Raw genomic sequence first — 15086 nt, forward strand, 5'->3', positions numbered from 1 at the left:
CTTACACGCTCTCGTCTATCTCTTCTTCGCCGCGCAGCAGCGCCTGTACGGCTTCGGCGATAAGGCGGTCTTGGCGCAGGCCTTCTTCGAGCATGGCCTGGTTGGCAAACGATTCCAGCTCGGGGTTGTAGAGTACGGCCATTTTATGCATGCCGTTTCTGTCCATGCGGAAGAACAAATCGCCCGCTTTTTCGGCGGTTTCGTGCGGCAGCCCCAGCATTTCCAACGCCCGCTTGCCCGCGCGGATGCCCGAATCAAACGTCTCGCGCACGATTTCGTCGGCATCGGCCTGGAAGAGCTTGAAGGTATGGATGCGGTCGTAGGCGCGGGCAACGATTTTGATGTTGGGATTGGCTTCGCGGGCAAATTCTACGATTTGCAAAATCTGCTCGGGATCGTCAATCGCCACCACCAGCACGGCGGCTTTTTCAATGCCGGCGGTGCGCAGCAGCTCGGGGCGCGAGGCGTCGCCGAAATAGGTTTTCACGCCGTATTTGTTCATGCCGGCAACGGTTTTTTCGTCTTTATCAATGATGGTGATGGAATAGCTCGCCGCGTTGAGAATGTAATACACAATCTGCCCAAACCGCCCAAAGCCCACTTGTAAAATGGCGTGTCGCTCGTCAATTTTGTCTGCTTCGCGCTCGGCGGCGGCTTTTTTCGGCAGCTTGCCGTGCAGGATCATAAACAGCGGCGTGAGCACCATAGACAGCACCACGATGGCGGTCATATTGGCGTTGTTGGTGTCGCTGATTACGCCTTGCAATGTGGCGGCGGTGAACAACACAAAGGCAAATTCGCCGCCCTGCGCCATCAACACGGCGCGTTCTAAGGCTTCTTCGTGATTGCTTTTTGCCAAGCGGGCAACCAAGTAGATGCACACGGCTTTGGCGGCCATCAGCGCGAGCACGCTCGAAACAATCAGCGGCCAGTTGCGCGCAACGACATTCAAATCCAGCGACATGCCCACGGCTAGGAAAAACAGCCCCAAGAGCAGCCCGCGAAACGGCTCTACATCGGCTTCAAGCTGGTGGCGGAAATGCGATTCAGACAGCATCACGCCCGCCAAAAACGCGCCCATCGCCATAGACAAGCCGCCTTTTTCCATCAACACGCCTGCGCCCAGCACCACCAACAGCGCGGCGGCGGTCATCACTTCGCGCGCCTGACTGCGCGCCAGCAGCCTGAAAAGCGGGTTGAGCAGCCAACGCCCTGCCGCCACCAATACTGCCACGCAGCCCAGCGCAATGCCGATGCTCTGCCAAACAGGCTGGCTGCTTTCGGTGTGATGCGGCGACAAAAAGGCGACGATAGCCAGCAGCGGCACAATCAGCAGGTCTTCAAACAACAGAATCGACACTATTTTCTGCCCGCCCGGGCTGTCGATTTCGCCCCGCTCGCCCAGCACCGACATCACAATCGCGGTGGAGGTGAGCACGAAGCCCGATGCGGCGATAAAGGAAATCTGCCACGAAAAGCCGAACAGCATTCCCACAATGGTCAGCAAAATGGCGGCCACCACTACCTGCATGCTGCCCAAGCCGAAAATCTGCTTGCGCAGATGCCAAAGGTGCGACGGCTTCATCTCCAAGCCGATAACGAATAGGAAAATCACCACGCCCAATTCGGCGACGTGCAAGATGGTGTGCCCGTCTGAAAACAGCCCTAAGCCGAACGGCCCGATGGCAAGCCCTGCCGCCAAATAGCCCAATACCGAGCCTAAGCCGAGCCGCTTGAACAATGGCACGGCAACCACCGCCGCGCCCAACAGGGACACGACCTGGATGATGCTGATGCCGCTTTCTGCCGCTGCCGACATAAAAAACTCCTGTGTGTTTGTGAAAAAAGCCGTTTCAGACGGCCTTTTTTATGATTAGAAAAAAAGGAGCGCTATTATACAGAATCCCGCCCGCATGAAACGTTTTTCCGTTTGGCAGGCCGTCTGAAAAGTTCGGACGTATAATGCCGCCTTTTTTCCGACAGCTCCCGCCATGACCGACACCCCGCCCGAACGCAGCCGCTGGGCGCTCACCCTCGCTTACGACGGCAGCCGCTTTTTCGGCTGGCAGAAACAGGCCGGCGGCGTGCCCACCGTTCAGACGGCCTTGGAAGACGCGTTGGCCGCCATTGCGGGCGAACCCGTAGCCGTCACCGCCGCAGGCCGCACCGACACCGGCGTGCACGCCGCCGCCCAAGTCGTCCACTTCGACACAGGCGTCCGCCGCGCCGCCCAATCGTGGATACGCGGCACCAACAGCCTGCTGCCCGCGGGCGTTGCCGTGTTGCACGCGCAGATTGTCGCGCCGCATTTTCATGCCCGCTTCGACGCCTGCGGCCGCCGCTACCGCTACCTGCTGCAATCCTCGCCCGTGCGCTCGCCGCTGCTGGCGGGCAGGGCAGGGTGGACGCACACCCCGCTCGACATCCGCGCCATGAGCCGTGCCGCCGCCCTGTTGGCAGGCGAACACGATTTTTCCGCTTTCCGCGCCGCCCAGTGCCAGGCCAAATCGCCCGTCAAAACCCTTTATTCCGTCCGCCTCAGCGGCACGCCAAGCCTGATGGCACTCGATCTGCACGGCAACGCCTTTCTGCACCATATGGTGCGCAACATCGTCGGCGCGCTGGTTTATGTCGGCAACGGCCGTCTCAGCGTCGAAGGCTTCGCGCGCCTCTTGGCGGAAAAAAACCGCCTCAAAGCCCCGCCCACCTTTATGCCCGACGGCCTCTACCTCACCGGCGCCGATTATCCGCCCGAGTTCGGCATAACAACCCCGCCGCTGCCCGACTGGCTGTGGCCGAACTTAGAGATCGTCAAGGCCGTCTGAAACGGCGCAACCCCTTTTCAGACGGCCTTCCGCACCGTCAATGCCGTCTGAAAAACCGAAACAAGGAATCCGCGATATGAAAACCAAAATCCGCACCAAAATCTGCGGCCTCACCCGCGCCGAAGACGCCGCCGCCGCCGCCGCGCTCGGTGCGGACGCCGTCGGGCTGGTGTTTTACGAAAAAAGCCGCCGTGCCGTCACGGCGCAGCAGGCCGCGCAGATTGCCGCCTCGCTGCCGCCTTTCGTCTGTGCCGTCGGCCTGTTCGTCAACGAAAGCGCCGACAACATCCGCGAAGTGCTGCGCCGCGTGCCGCTTGACGTGATTCAGTTTCACGGCGACGAAGATGATGAGTTTTGCCGCCAGTTCTCCCTCCCTTACCTCAAAGCCGTGCGCGTGCGCTCGGCGGAGGACATTCAGACGGCCTCAAACCGCTTTCCGAACGCCCGCGCGCTGCTGTTCGACGCCTACCATCCGCAGGAATACGGCGGCACGGGGCAGAGCTTCGATTGGACGCTTTTGCGCGAATACGCGGGCAAACCGTGGATACTGGCGGGCGGGCTGACGCCGCAAAACGTGGCCGAAGCCGTGCGCGTTTCGGGCGCGGCGGCGGTGGACGTGTCCGGCGGCGTGGAAAGCGCGGCAGGCATCAAAAGCGCGGAGAAAATGGCCGCGTTTTTGCGGGCGGTGCAGGCCGTCTGAACAGGGCGGCTGTGATGCCGCGGGCGCTTTGCGGTAGAATGCGCGCTTTGGCAAACCGTGGATTAGATTAAAGGAAAACGCGATGAAAAAATTTGCATATTTGGCGGCGCTTGCCGTGTTGTTGTCGGGCTGTGCGGACGCGGGCGGCGGCAATATGTCGCTGGGCAGCCTGATGGGCGGCGGTTCGCAGCAGTCGGCAGGCGGTCTGGCCGGTTCGCTGGTGAAAAGCGTGATTAACAACCAATGCGTCAGCGAGCTGCAACAGCGCAAGGAATGGCGCATGATCGCGCTGGCGATGAGTGCCGAAAAACAGGCCGAGTGGGAACGTAAAATCTGCAGCTGTGCCAGCGAGGAAGCGCCCAACCAGCTTTCGGCCAACGACCTGATGAGCCTGGCGACCAACCGCGACACCGTGCCGCAAACCGTGGCGAACATCACCGCGAAAACGGTAACCGCCTGCTTCAAACGCCTCTACCGCTAAACCCTTTTCAGACGGCCTCCATTAAGCCATGCAGGCTGTGGAGGCCGTCTGAAAACACGTTACCCATCCCGAACAGAAAAAGACCAGAACATGAAATACATCAGCACGCGCGGCAACACCGCGCACAAAGCATTCAGCGAAGTTTTACTGATGGGGCTCGCCCCCGACGGCGGCCTGATGCTGCCCGAGCGTTATCCGCACATCGACGCGGCCACGCTGCAAAAATGGCGCGGCCTGAGTTATGCCGAACTGGCCTTTGAAATCATCAGCCTGTTTGCCACCGACATCCCCGCCGAAGATTTGCGCGACATCGTCAGCCGCACCTACACCGAAGCAACTTTCGGCACGCAAGCCATCACGCCTGTACGCACTCTTTCAGACGGCCTCAAAATCCAAGCCCTCTCCAACGGCCCGACGCTGGCGTTTAAAGACATGGCGATGCAGTTTCTCGGCAACGCGTTTGAATACGTGTTAAACAAAGAGGGCAAAACGCTCAATATTCTGGGCGCAACCAGCGGCGACACCGGCTCGGCTGCCGAATACGCGCTGCGCGGCAAAAAAGGCATCAATGTGTTTATGCTTTCGCCCGAGGGCAAAATGAGCGCGTTCCAGCGCGCGCAAATGTACAGCCTGCAAGATGCAAACATCCACAATATCGCCGTGGAGGGTATGTTTGACGACTGTCAGGACATCGTTAAAGCCGTGCAAAACGATGCCGCGTTTAAAGAGCAATACCACATCGGCACGGTCAATTCCATCAACTGGGGGCGCATCGTCGCGCAGGTGGTGTACTACTTCGCCGGCTATTTCAACGCCACGCAAAACAACGGCGAAACCGTCAGTTTCTGCGTACCCAGCGGCAATTTCGGCAACGTCTGTGCCGGACACATCGCCAAACAGATGGGCTTGCCGATAGGCCGTCTGATTGTCGCCACCAACGAAAACGACGTGCTCGACGAGTTTTTCAAAACCGGCCGCTACCGTCCGCGCAACGCGGCGCAAACCCATGTTACGTCCAGCCCGTCGATGGACATTTCCAAAGCATCCAACTTCGAGCGTTTCGTGTTCGACCTGATGGAGCGCGATGCGGGCGAAATCGAAACGCTGTGGGCAGAAGTGGGCGTGGGCAAAGGCTTCGATTTGCATTTTGCGCTGGACAAAGTGCGGCAGAAATACGGTTTTGTTTCCGGCAAATCCACCCATGCCGACCGCCTCGCCACCATCAAACAGGTGTATGAGCAAGACGGCGAACTCATCGACCCGCACACCGCCGACGGCGTGAAAGTCGCCCGCCAAGTGCGTGAAAACGGCGAAATTATCGTCTGCCTCGAAACCGCGCTGGCGGCCAAGTTTGAAGACACCATCCGCGAAGCCGTGGGCAGCGTTGCCGTTCCGCGCCCCGAAAAGCTCGCGGGCTTGGAAAACCTGCCGCAGAAAGTGCAGAGCGTGCCCAACAGCGCGCAGGCCGTGAAAGACATTATCCGCGCCGCATCGGCATAAACCCGTCGTTTGACATCCCGCAGTACGACAGCCGATTCCGCGCCTGCGGTTCGGCTTTTTTTATCCGCAGCACAAGCAAAAGAAAGATGAACGAAACAGACACCCCGCAGCACAACTTTGCCGCCGAACTCGCCCGCCTCGCCGCCGCGCAGAAAGGCGGCATCGCCCGCTACACCTTTTCAGACGGCCTCACCGTCTGGATACGCAAGGCGGGCAGGCGCAATGCCGCGTGGCGCTACGCCCTGCTGGGCATGGTTACCAAACCCCTGCGTTTGGGCGTACTCAAACCCGTGCCCAACCTCGGCGGCGAAAAAGCCGTCGCCACCGAAGCGCGCCGCCTGCGCGAACTGAAAGCGGCGGGCGTCAATGTGTCCGAACTTCTGGCGCAGCAGCCCGACGCCCTGATGATCGGCAATCTCGGCGGCATCCAGCTCGATACGCAAATCGAACAGGAAGCCAAAGGCCGCCACCTCGCGGCATGGACGGCAGGCTTGGACGCGATTGCCGATGTGCACGCCAAAGGACAGTTTCTCAGCCAGGCCTTCGCCCGCAACATGATGATTGCGGACGGCACGGTCGGCTTTCTCGATTTTGAAGACGACCCCGCCGAAGTGCTCACCCTTACCGAATGCCAAAGCCGCGACTGGCTGTGCTACCTGCATTCCACCGCCCTGCTGCTCAAACGCCACGGCCTGCTGGCGCAGGCGGCAGCGCTGTGGCACGACAAACTGCTGGCGCAGCCCGAAGAAGTGCGCCGCCTCGTTTTGCAAACCGAAAAACCCGTCGCCTGGCTGCACTGCCTGAGCCACTCGCGCTGGGGACGCGACGTCCTGCGCCTCGCCGCCCTCGCCGCTCTGTTTGCACTGGCGGATTTGGACTGACGGCGCTCGTGCAGGCAAAAAGGCCGTCTGAAAAGCCGATTTCAGACGGTCTTGAACCGCGTGCATGGCAGAGCCACACACCCTACATCATGCAGGCTACGCTTGCTAGCAAGCGTAGTTCGGTAGGTCGGGCATTTATGCCCGACAAGCATGGCGCACAAACGGGCGAGCGTCGGGCATAAATGCCCGACCTGCGCGGCTGCCGTATCGGGTGGCACGCCGTGCCACAACAGCGCGTTTTGCACGCGGCGCAGTTCGCGGCGGATGTGTTTGGCGTGCTCGGGATGGGGCGGTTTTTTTGTGTCGTCTAAAACTGCGCCTGCAGCAAGCGTAGCCCTTATGCCGTAGGGTGTGTGGCTCTGCCACGCACGCGGTTTTTGCCATCGGGAAGGCCGTCTGAAAGGCATTCAGACGGCCTGTGTTATGCCGCCTCGTGCCCGCGCACGAGGGCGCGGACGATGTGGCGGTTGGGGTGCAGGGCTTCGCGCAGGCGGCGGGAGAAGGGTTGCGGCAGGCCGAGGATTTCGGCGGCGGTCTGTTCGGCGCACCAGGGGGCGGTGGCGAGGCCGCGGCTGCCGTGGGCGGCGTTGACCCAGGCGTTCGGCAGCCAGGGACAGGGCTCGTCGAGCGGGTAGTTTTTGTCGTGGGCGAGTTTGGCGTACAGGTGCTGCATGGCGGCGTAGTCGGCGATGCGGCCGACTGCGGGCAGGTGGTCGGGGCTGTCGCAGCGCACGGCGGCGTGGCCTGCGGCGGTCGGTTCGGCAAGCAGCGAGGCGGCAAGCTGCGGGTGCAGGCGTTCGAGTTCGCAGCGGTTGTGTTCGGCGTCGGCCTCGCGCCAATCCGTGCCGCTGTCGTGCGGGGTGAAGCTGGCGCCGTAGCAGTGCTGTCCCTGCCATGCGGGGCTGATGTAGCTTGCGGCGGACAGGGCGGTTTTCAGACGGCCTGAGTAGGGCGTGGCGGCGGCGAGGTTGGTCTGGCCGCGTATCATCTGCCAAGGCAGGGCGGCGAGGGCGGGGAAACGCGGGCTGTCGGCGCCAGTGCAGTAGACGATGTGGCTGGCGGACAGGGTGCGCGCCGGGGTGGACAAGTGCCATGCGCCGCCGCGGTGTTCGGCGGACAGGAGCGGCTCGTGTTCGCACAGGGTGACGGCGGGATGGGCGAGCAGGGCGCGTACCAGCGCGGCGGGGTGCAGCCATGCGCCCTGCGGCCAGTAGAGGCCGTCTGAAAGGATGTCGATGCCGGCGATGGCGGAGGCTTCGGCGGCGGTGACGCCGCGATAGAGGTGGGCGTGGCGGGTTTGCGCGGCGAGTTGCTTGTTTCGGCGGGTTTCGGCGGCGTTGTGGTTGAGGTGGAGCAGGCCGCAGGGCTGCCAGTTTTCCTGTTCGGGCAGCAACTCGTCGAGCAGGCGGCGGCTGTGGCCGTAGCCGCCCAGCAGCAGCTCGGTTTGTTCGGTGTCGTGTGCGGAGATTTTGGCGTAGAGCAGACCCTGGCGGTTGCCGCTGCCCGCCTGCGCCGCAGCACCCGCTTCGAGCACGGTGACGCGCACGCCGCGCGAGGCCAGCGCGTAGGCCGTGGCCGCGCCCGCGATGCCTGCGCCGATTACGGCAACGTGTTCCGGCGGGGAAACGGGGTTTTCAGACGGCCTGTACCACGGTTTGTACGGTGCGGCGGCGGTTTGCGGCACGGACTCGGTCTGCCAGTGCAGGCCGCCTGAAAAATGTTCGTGCAGATGCTCGGCGCAGGCGGGCGGCATCAGCCACAGCTCGCAATCGGGCAGCAGTCCGCGCAGGATGTTGGGCGCGGCAAATTGCAGGCAGGCGGACTGCTGCGGCCAGGCCGCAAGAAAATGCCGCTCTCTGCCGCAGGGTGCGGCGGAGGCGGCAAATTCGGGCAGGCGAAAATCGGGCAGGCAGACAATCAGGCAGCGGTGTGTTTCGGCGGCGCGGATGAGTTCTGCGGCGGGGAGCGGGGCGTTCCAAACGGCGGTCATGCGGTTTTCCTTGCGAATACGGCGGCGGCAGTATACACCGCCTTGCGCGAAAACCGCTGCCGCGCATGGTTTTCAGACGGCCTTAACGGGTATAATCGCGCCTTTTCGCCGCAGGGCTTTTGCCGTGCGGCCGTTTGAAAGCTATCCGTTTCGATTCCAACCCATTTACATTTAGGAGAGACCCCATGAGTGCCATCATCGACATCTTCGCCCGCGAAATCCTCGACTCGCGCGGCAACCCCACAGTGGAATGCGACGTGCTGCTGGAAAGCGGCGTTATGGGACGCGCGGCCGTGCCCAGCGGCGCGTCCACCGGCCAGAAAGAAGCCTTGGAGCTGCGCGACGGCGACAAAACCCGCTACCTCGGCAAAGGCGTGTTGCAGGCCGTCGAGCATGTGAACAACGAAATCGCCCAAGCATTAATCGGCATCGATGCCTCCGAACAGAGCTACATCGACAAAATCATGATCGAGCTGGACGGCACGGACAACAAAGGCCGCCTCGGCGCCAACGCCACGCTGGCCGTTTCCATGGCCGTCGCCCGCGCCGCCGCCGAAGACGCCGGTCTGCCGCTTTACCGCTATCTCGGCGGCGCCGGCCCGATGTCCATGCCCGTGCCGATGATGAACGTGATCAATGGCGGCGCACACGCCAACAACAGCCTCGACATCCAGGAATTCATGATTATGCCCGTCGGCGCCCCCACCTTCCGAGAAGCCCTGCGCTGCGGCGCGGAAGTGTTCCATGCCCTGAAAAAACTGTGCGACCAAAAAGGCTATCCCACCACCGTCGGCGACGAAGGCGGCTTTGCGCCCAACCTCGCCAGCCACGAAGAAGCCCTGCAACTGATGCAGGAAGCCGTCGAAGCCGCAGGCTACAAAACCGGCGAAGACGTGCTGTTCGCCCTCGACTGCGCCTCCAGCGAATTCTATAAAGACGGCAAATACCACCTCTCCGCCGAAAAACTCGCCCTGACAAGTGAAGAATTCGCCGACTACCTCGCCAAACTGGCCGGCAAATACCCCATCATCTCCATTGAAGACGGCATGGACGAAAACGACTGGGCAGGCTGGAAGCTGCTCACCGAAAAACTCGGCGGCAAAGTCCAGCTTGTCGGCGACGATTTGTTCGTCACCAACCCGAAAATCCTCGCCGAAGGCATCGAAGCGGGCGTAGCCAACGCCCTGCTGGTGAAAGTGAACCAAATCGGCACGCTGAGCGAAACCCTCAAAGCCGTCGAGCTGGCCAAGCGCAACCGCTACGCCGCCGTGATGAGCCACCGATCGGGCGAAACCGAAGATGCCACCATCGCCGATTTGGCCGTCGCTACCAACTGCATGCAGATCAAAACCGGCTCGCTCTCGCGCTCCGACCGCATGGCCAAATACAACCAGCTTCTGCGCATCGAAGAAGAGCTGGGCGAAGCCGCGCACTACCCCGGCCGCGCCGCGTTTTACCAAAGCGGCAAATAAGGCAGCGTTATGAAGTGGGTGACACTTGTTCTGATTTCGGCCTTTGTCTTCTTCCAATACAAACTGTGGGCGGGCAAAGGCAGCTATCAGGATGCGGCCAGAATGGAAAAACAGCTTGCGCTGCGCCAAACCGCCAACGCCGCCCTGCGCCTGCGCAATGCCGCCATGTCGGCCGAAGTGGCCGACTTGCAGGAAGGCAGCGAAGCCATCGCCGAAATCGCCCGCGTCGATTTGGGCTATATCGAAGAGGGCGAGATTTACTACCGTCTCGTCAAGCCCGCCAAATAGCCTGTAAAGGCCGTCTGAAAAACCGTTTTGCGGCTTTCAGACGGCCTTTTTCGTTGCCTTTGCGGCGTGCCGCCCGGCGGTGCGCGGGTTTGCCGTACCGAACCGCATCCGGAGGCCGTCTGAAAGCCCTTTTCAGACGGCCTTTCCGTTTTCAGACGGCCTTCGTTCGTTTATTATCCGAATCCTGTACAACGACGCACAACGACAAAAAAGGAGAATCCCATGCAGGACACCGCCGCCTACGTCCGCGCCAAAGCCGCCGCCGCCCGCGCCGCTTATTTTCAGACGGCCGCCGCCCCCGGCGCAGTGAAAAACGCCGTGCTGCTGCGCGCCGCCGAACTACTCGACAAACACCGCGCCGCCGTTCTCGCCGCCAACCGCCAAGACTGCGACAACGCCGCCGCCAAAGGGCTGGACGCCGCCATGCTCGACCGCCTGCGCCTGACGGATGCGGGCATAGACCACATCCGCGAAGGCCTGCGCCAGATTGCCGCACTGCCCGATCCCGTCGGCGAAATGGACGAATTCCGCACCCGCCCCAACGGCCTGCAAATCGGCAAAATGCGCGTGCCGCTGGGCGTTATCGGCATCATTTACGAATCGCGGCCGAACGTTACCGCCGATGCCGCCGCCCTGTGCCTGAAATCGGGCAACGCCTGCGTGTTGCGCGGCGGCAGCGAGGCGGTAAACAGCAACGGCGCGATTGCCAAACTCATCCGCCAGGCACTGCACGAAAACGGCCTGCCCGCCGACGCCGCGGCTTTTATCGAACACACCGGCCGCGAGGGCGTCGGCGTGATGCTGCAAAGCCCCGATTTGATCGACGTCGTTATCCCGCGCGGCGGCAAATCGCTGGTGTCGCGCATCGCCGCCGAAGCCCGCGTGCCGGTTATCAAACACCTCGACGGCATCTGCCACGTCTACCTCGACGAGTTCGCCGACGCCGAAAAAGCCGTCAACATCGCCTTCAACGCCAAAACCTCGCGCTACGGCACCTGCAACACCATGGAAACCCTGCTGGTGCACGAAGCGCGCGCCGTCGAGCTGCTGCCGCCGCTGGCCGCGCGCTACCGCGAAAAAGGCGTGGAACTGCGCGGCTGCCCGCGCACGCTGGCCGTTCTGCCCGACATTCAGACGGCCTCAGACGAAGACTGGGACACCGAATACCTCGCCCCCGTTTTGTCGGTGAAAATCGTTGACTCGGCGCAAGAAGCCGTCGAACACATCAACCGCCACGGCAGCGGCCACACCGACAGCATCGTCACCGAACACCTCGGCCGCGCGCAAACGTTCCTGCGCACCGTCGATTCGGCCAGCGTGATGGTCAACGCCTCCACCCGTTTCGCCGACGGCTTCGAATACGGCCTCGGCGCGGAAATCGGCATCTCCACCGACAAAATCCACGTCCGCGGCCCCGTCGGTCTGCACGGCCTCACCTCGCAAAAATGGATCGTGCTGGGCGACGGGCAGATACGCACCTGAGTCGCACCGGCAGACCTTAAGCCGTCTGAAAACTCCGGAAAAACCTTTCAGACGGCCTTTTCAGACGGCCTCAAACCGTTTCCCGACAAACTTTCACTCCACCCGAATCCGACCACCATGCAAGCGCGGCCGCCGCATCAGAAACCGATCTACCGCCCCCACCACCAGCCCTTCTGGCAGGCCGACAAGCCCTACCTGCACAACTGCGAAATCACCGTTTCCGGTTTCCGCGCCCTGTGCGGCATCATGGCCTTTCTGGCCGGCGCGATTAACGCGGGCGGCTTTTTCGCCGTCAAAAGCTACACCTCCCACGTCAGCGGCGCGATGTCCGGCGCGGCTGATGCCGCCTTTCTCGGTGACTGGGAAGGCGCGGCGGTGATGATGGCGGGCGTGTTCGCCTTTTTGCTGGGCGCGGCGCATTCGAGCTGGACGATACTGTGGGCCAAGCGCCAGCGCTTCCGCAGCGGCTACGGCCTGTCGATGTGGCTGGAAGGCTTCTACCTGCTGGTGTTCGGCCTGCTCGGTGTCGCCTTGGCGCACTACGGCAAAATCTTCGCCCCGCCCACCCTTCTGCTGTTGTGCTTCATCATGGGCATGCACAACACCGTCCTCACCGTCCTCTCCGGCGGCGTTATCCGCTCCACCCACATGACCGGCACCGTCACCGATTTGGGCATCGAGCTGGCCAAAGTCCTCTACTACCGCCGCAGCGACCATCCCCGCCTGACCGACGTGCGCGTCAACAAACCGAAAATGCGCCTGCTTCTTTTGCTGGCCGCCGCCTTTCTCTGCGGCGGCTTCACCGGCGCGTGGGGCTACCACCGCCTCGGCTACCATTTCACCCTGCCCGTGTCGGCGCTCCTCTTTTGGTTCGGCGCAGGATCGGTGGGTTACGACGTCAAAATCCGCTGGCGCATGTACTGGCGGCAGCGAAAACGCGCCAAACGGTAAAGCGCGGGTAATTTCACGTTAAGGCCGCTTCTGCCGCCCGCGCCCTCGGGCTATATTCCGCCGCTCCGCAATCTTTACATTACCGATTTTAGAAAGGACGACACATGAAACTGTTTAACTCTCTCACCGTCACCGCTATTGCCGCATCCCTCGCTCTCAGCGGCTGCATCACTTACGCCGACGGCACGCAGAAAGCCAGCAAAACCGCCTCCTTTGGCCTCGGCGGCGCCGCCGTCTGCGGCATCATCGGCGCATTGAGCCACGGCAGCAAAGGCGCGCGCAATTCCGCGCTGGCCTGCGGCGCCATCGGCGCGGGCATCGGCGGCTACATGGACTACCAGGAGAAAAAACTGCGCGAAAACCTCGCCAACACCGGCGTGAACGTCGAGCGCAGCGGCAACCAAATCAAACTGGTGATGCCCGAAAACGTGACCTTCCCGACCAACAGCGCCACCCTCAGCACCAACGCGCAAAACGCCCTCGCTGCCGCCGCGCAAACCCTCACCCAATACCCCGACACCACCCTCACCATCAACGGCCACACCGACAACACAGGCTCCGACGCCATCAACGATCCGCTGTCGCAGCGCCGCGCCCAAGCCGTCGCCACCTTCCTGCAATCGCGCGGCGTCAGCGGCTCGCGTCTCGCCACCTACGGCCACGGCTCGCGCCAGCCGGTTGCCTCCAACGCCACCGCCGAAGGCCGCGCGCAAAACCGCCGCGTCGAAATCCTGATCAACCCCGATCAGAACGCCGTGCGCGCCGCGCAGCAGCAGATACAGTAAAACGCCGTTTGAGGCCGTCTGAAAGCGCGGCTTCGGCGCAGCCAAAACGGCAAAGGCCGTCTGAAAGGTTTTTCAGACGGCCTTTTGTATAGTGAACCAACACGGAAAGATACAAGGCAGCAACGCCGTAGATTTTCGTGTTGTTTCACTATATGTCGGCAAGTCAAACGGTTGGCTGGCTAAACCAACACCACGTCAAACTGCTCCTGCGTGTAACTGTTTTCCACTGCCAGCGACACGGGTTTGCCGATAAAGTCGATCAACATCGCCAGCGACTGGGATTCTTCGTCAAGAAACAGGTCGATCACTTCGGGCGAGGCGAGGATGCGGAATTCTTTGGCGTCGAAGCGGCGGTTTTCGCGCACGATTTCGCGTTGGATTTCGTAGCAGACGGTTTGCGGCGTTTTCAGACGGCCTCTGCCCTGGCAGGCGGGGCAGGGCTCGCACAAGACTTGGTTGAGGTTTTCGCGCGTGCGTTTGCGCGTGAGTTCGACCAGGCCGAGGCTGGTGAAGCCGTTGAGGGTGACGCGGGTGCGGTCGAAGCTGAGGGCTTTGGCCAATTCCTGCAACACGGCTTCGCGGTGGGCGTCGGAGGCCATGTCGATGAAGTCGATGATGATGATGCCGCCGAGGTTGCGCAGGCGCAGTTCGCGGGCGATGGCGTGGCAGGCCTCGAGGTTGGTTTTGAAGATGGTTTCGTCGAAGTTGCGCGCGCCGACAAAGCCGCCGGTGTTGACGTCTATCGTCGTCATGGCTTCTGTGGCTTCGATGATGAGGTAGCTGCCGAAATTGAGGCTGACGCGCGGTTGCAGGGCGCGGTTGATCTCGGCTTCGACGTTGTGGGTTTCAAACAGCGGACGCTCGCCGGAGAAGAGTTTGATTTTGTCGGCCGCATCCTGCACGTATTGGGCGGCGAAGTGCTGCATTTTGGCGAAGTTTTCTTTGGAATCGACGAGGATTTCGCGGGTGTTGCCGCTGAACATGTCGCGCAAAACGCGCAGGCTCAGGGGCAGGTCTTGATAGAGCAGCGAACCGGCGGGTAGGGTTTTGGCCTGCTGCTGGATGTCCTGCCAGACTTTGGTGAGATAGCCGATGTCGGCCTGCAATTCGGCGTCGGTGGCGGTTTCTGCGCTGGTGCGGATGATGTAGCCGTGGGCGGAGTCGGGCGGCAGCAGGCTGTTGAGGCGGCCGCGCAGGTTGTGGCGCTCGCCGTGGTCTTCGATGCGCTGCGACACGCCGATGTGCTCTTCCTGCGGCAGGTGGACGAGGAAGCGTCCGGCCAGCGAAATCTGCGTCGACAGGCGCGCGCCTTTGCTGTTGATGGGGTCTTTGATGACTTGGACGAGCAGGGTCTGCCCTTCAAACAAAACGTGTTCGATGCGCTGGGTTTCTTCGGGGTTTTTGCGCTGTTCGAGGATGTCGACGATGTGTAGGAAGGCGGCGCGTTCCAGGCCGATGTCGATAAAGGCGCTCTGCATGCCGGGCAGCACGCGGCGCACCACGCCCAGATAGATGTTGCCCACCAGGCCGTGGCCGGAATTGCGCTCGATGTGCAGCTCGCAGATGTTGTTTTCTTCGAGGATGGCGACGCGGGTTTCCTGCGGGGTGATGTTGACGAGGATGGTTTCGGGCGGGCGGACGATGTCTTTGTGGAGTGGGATGCCGGGTATCATGATATGCTTTCTTTGCGAAGCCGCCATGATACCGAAACGGCAGGCCGTCTGAAAGGAA

At 61.9% G+C, this 15086-nt stretch carries 13 protein-coding genes; 10 read left to right on the forward strand and 3 right to left on the reverse strand.

The window, feature by feature from the left end:
• Window position 1: 1 nt before the first annotated feature.
• On the reverse strand, window positions 2-1819 hold the full coding sequence (locus ACG2K1_RS04280; RefSeq protein WP_395429381.1) for a monovalent cation:proton antiporter-2 (CPA2) family protein: 1818 nt from the start codon (window positions 1817-1819) through the stop codon (window positions 2-4).
• 172 nt (window positions 1820-1991) lie between these two features.
• Here ACG2K1_RS04280 and truA point away from each other — a divergent pair, with 172 nt between their 5' ends.
• The 5 genes from truA (at window position 1992) to ACG2K1_RS04305 (ending at window position 6387) form a co-directional block, all read left to right on the forward strand.
• Window positions 1992-2825, forward strand: coding sequence for a tRNA pseudouridine(38-40) synthase TruA (gene truA / locus ACG2K1_RS04285; protein WP_036495862.1), 834 nt, complete (start codon window positions 1992-1994; stop codon window positions 2823-2825).
• A gap of 76 nt (window positions 2826-2901) precedes the next feature.
• The gene (locus ACG2K1_RS04290) at window positions 2902-3525 is read left to right on the forward strand and encodes a phosphoribosylanthranilate isomerase (protein ID WP_395429382.1); all 624 of its coding nucleotides are present in this window, start codon (window positions 2902-2904) and stop codon (window positions 3523-3525) included.
• An 82-nt stretch (window positions 3526-3607) separates the two neighbouring features.
• Window positions 3608-4006, forward strand: a complete 399-nt coding sequence (locus tag ACG2K1_RS04295; protein WP_009425839.1) for a hypothetical protein — start codon at window positions 3608-3610, stop codon at window positions 4004-4006.
• 90 nt (window positions 4007-4096) lie between these two features.
• The gene (gene thrC / locus ACG2K1_RS04300) at window positions 4097-5506 is read left to right on the forward strand and encodes a threonine synthase (RefSeq protein ID WP_009425840.1); all 1410 of its coding nucleotides are present in this window, start codon (window positions 4097-4099) and stop codon (window positions 5504-5506) included.
• A gap of 86 nt (window positions 5507-5592) precedes the next feature.
• The gene (locus ACG2K1_RS04305; protein ID WP_395429383.1) at window positions 5593-6387 is read left to right on the forward strand and encodes a hypothetical protein; all 795 of its coding nucleotides are present in this window, start codon (window positions 5593-5595) and stop codon (window positions 6385-6387) included.
• A gap of 421 nt (window positions 6388-6808) precedes the next feature.
• Here ACG2K1_RS04305 and mnmC read toward each other — a convergent pair whose 3' ends face one another.
• Window positions 6809-8377, reverse strand: coding sequence for an FAD-dependent 5-carboxymethylaminomethyl-2-thiouridine(34) oxidoreductase MnmC (gene mnmC, locus ACG2K1_RS04310; RefSeq protein ID WP_395429384.1), 1569 nt, complete (start codon window positions 8375-8377; stop codon window positions 6809-6811).
• Window positions 8378-8562: 185 nt separating this feature from the next.
• On the opposite strand from mnmC, the gene eno reads away from it, so the two are divergent.
• The 5 genes from eno to ACG2K1_RS04335 all read left to right on the forward strand — a co-directional run bounded on the left by eno (window position 8563) and on the right by ACG2K1_RS04335 (window position 13355).
• On the forward strand, window positions 8563-9849 hold the full coding sequence (eno, locus tag ACG2K1_RS04315; protein ID WP_009425846.1) for a phosphopyruvate hydratase: 1287 nt from the start codon (window positions 8563-8565) through the stop codon (window positions 9847-9849).
• 9 nt (window positions 9850-9858) lie between these two features.
• On the forward strand, window positions 9859-10137 hold the full coding sequence (ftsB, locus tag ACG2K1_RS04320) for a cell division protein FtsB (protein WP_009425847.1): 279 nt from the start codon (window positions 9859-9861) through the stop codon (window positions 10135-10137).
• 222 nt (window positions 10138-10359) lie between these two features.
• On the forward strand, window positions 10360-11619 hold the full coding sequence (locus ACG2K1_RS04325) for a glutamate-5-semialdehyde dehydrogenase (protein WP_395429385.1): 1260 nt from the start codon (window positions 10360-10362) through the stop codon (window positions 11617-11619).
• 117 nt (window positions 11620-11736) lie between these two features.
• Window positions 11737-12570: a YoaK family protein gene (locus ACG2K1_RS04330; protein WP_009425849.1), complete on the forward strand. Its 834-nt coding sequence runs from the start codon at window positions 11737-11739 to the stop codon at window positions 12568-12570.
• Window positions 12571-12674: 104 nt separating this feature from the next.
• A complete protein-coding gene (locus tag ACG2K1_RS04335) occupies window positions 12675-13355 on the forward strand; it encodes an OmpA family protein (RefSeq protein ID WP_009425850.1) in 681 nt (226 codons plus the stop codon).
• Window positions 13356-13534: 179 nt separating this feature from the next.
• Here the strand turns inward: ACG2K1_RS04335 and rng are convergent, their stop codons facing one another.
• Window positions 13535-15028: a ribonuclease G gene (gene rng / locus ACG2K1_RS04340; RefSeq protein ID WP_036495867.1), complete on the reverse strand. Its 1494-nt coding sequence runs from the start codon at window positions 15026-15028 to the stop codon at window positions 13535-13537.
• Window positions 15029-15086: the final 58 nt, after the last annotated feature.

Source organism: Neisseria sp. 23W00296 (assembly GCF_044772855.1).
Lineage (GTDB): Bacteria > Pseudomonadota > Gammaproteobacteria > Burkholderiales > Neisseriaceae > Neisseria.

Excerpts from the sequence above, each read along its gene's own strand:
- ACG2K1_RS04280 (WP_395429381.1), bottom strand. The coding sequence starts at position 1,819 with ATGTCGGCAGCGGCAGAAAGCGGCATCAGCATCATCCAGGTCGTGTCC.
- truA (WP_036495862.1), top strand. The coding sequence starts at position 1,992 with ATGACCGACACCCCGCCCGAACGCAGCCGCTGGGCGCTCACCCTCGCT.
- ACG2K1_RS04290 (WP_395429382.1), top strand. The coding sequence starts at position 2,902 with ATGAAAACCAAAATCCGCACCAAAATCTGCGGCCTCACCCGCGCCGAA.
- ACG2K1_RS04295 (WP_009425839.1), top strand. The coding sequence starts at position 3,608 with ATGAAAAAATTTGCATATTTGGCGGCGCTTGCCGTGTTGTTGTCGGGC.
- thrC (WP_009425840.1), top strand. The coding sequence starts at position 4,097 with ATGAAATACATCAGCACGCGCGGCAACACCGCGCACAAAGCATTCAGC.
- ACG2K1_RS04305 (WP_395429383.1), top strand. The coding sequence starts at position 5,593 with ATGAACGAAACAGACACCCCGCAGCACAACTTTGCCGCCGAACTCGCC.
- mnmC (WP_395429384.1), bottom strand. The coding sequence starts at position 8,377 with ATGACCGCCGTTTGGAACGCCCCGCTCCCCGCCGCAGAACTCATCCGC.
- eno (WP_009425846.1), top strand. The coding sequence starts at position 8,563 with ATGAGTGCCATCATCGACATCTTCGCCCGCGAAATCCTCGACTCGCGC.
- ftsB (WP_009425847.1), top strand. The coding sequence starts at position 9,859 with ATGAAGTGGGTGACACTTGTTCTGATTTCGGCCTTTGTCTTCTTCCAA.
- ACG2K1_RS04325 (WP_395429385.1), top strand. The coding sequence starts at position 10,360 with ATGCAGGACACCGCCGCCTACGTCCGCGCCAAAGCCGCCGCCGCCCGC.
- ACG2K1_RS04330 (WP_009425849.1), top strand. The coding sequence starts at position 11,737 with ATGCAAGCGCGGCCGCCGCATCAGAAACCGATCTACCGCCCCCACCAC.
- ACG2K1_RS04335 (WP_009425850.1), top strand. The coding sequence starts at position 12,675 with ATGAAACTGTTTAACTCTCTCACCGTCACCGCTATTGCCGCATCCCTC.
- rng (WP_036495867.1), bottom strand. The coding sequence starts at position 15,028 with ATGATACCCGGCATCCCACTCCACAAAGACATCGTCCGCCCGCCCGAA.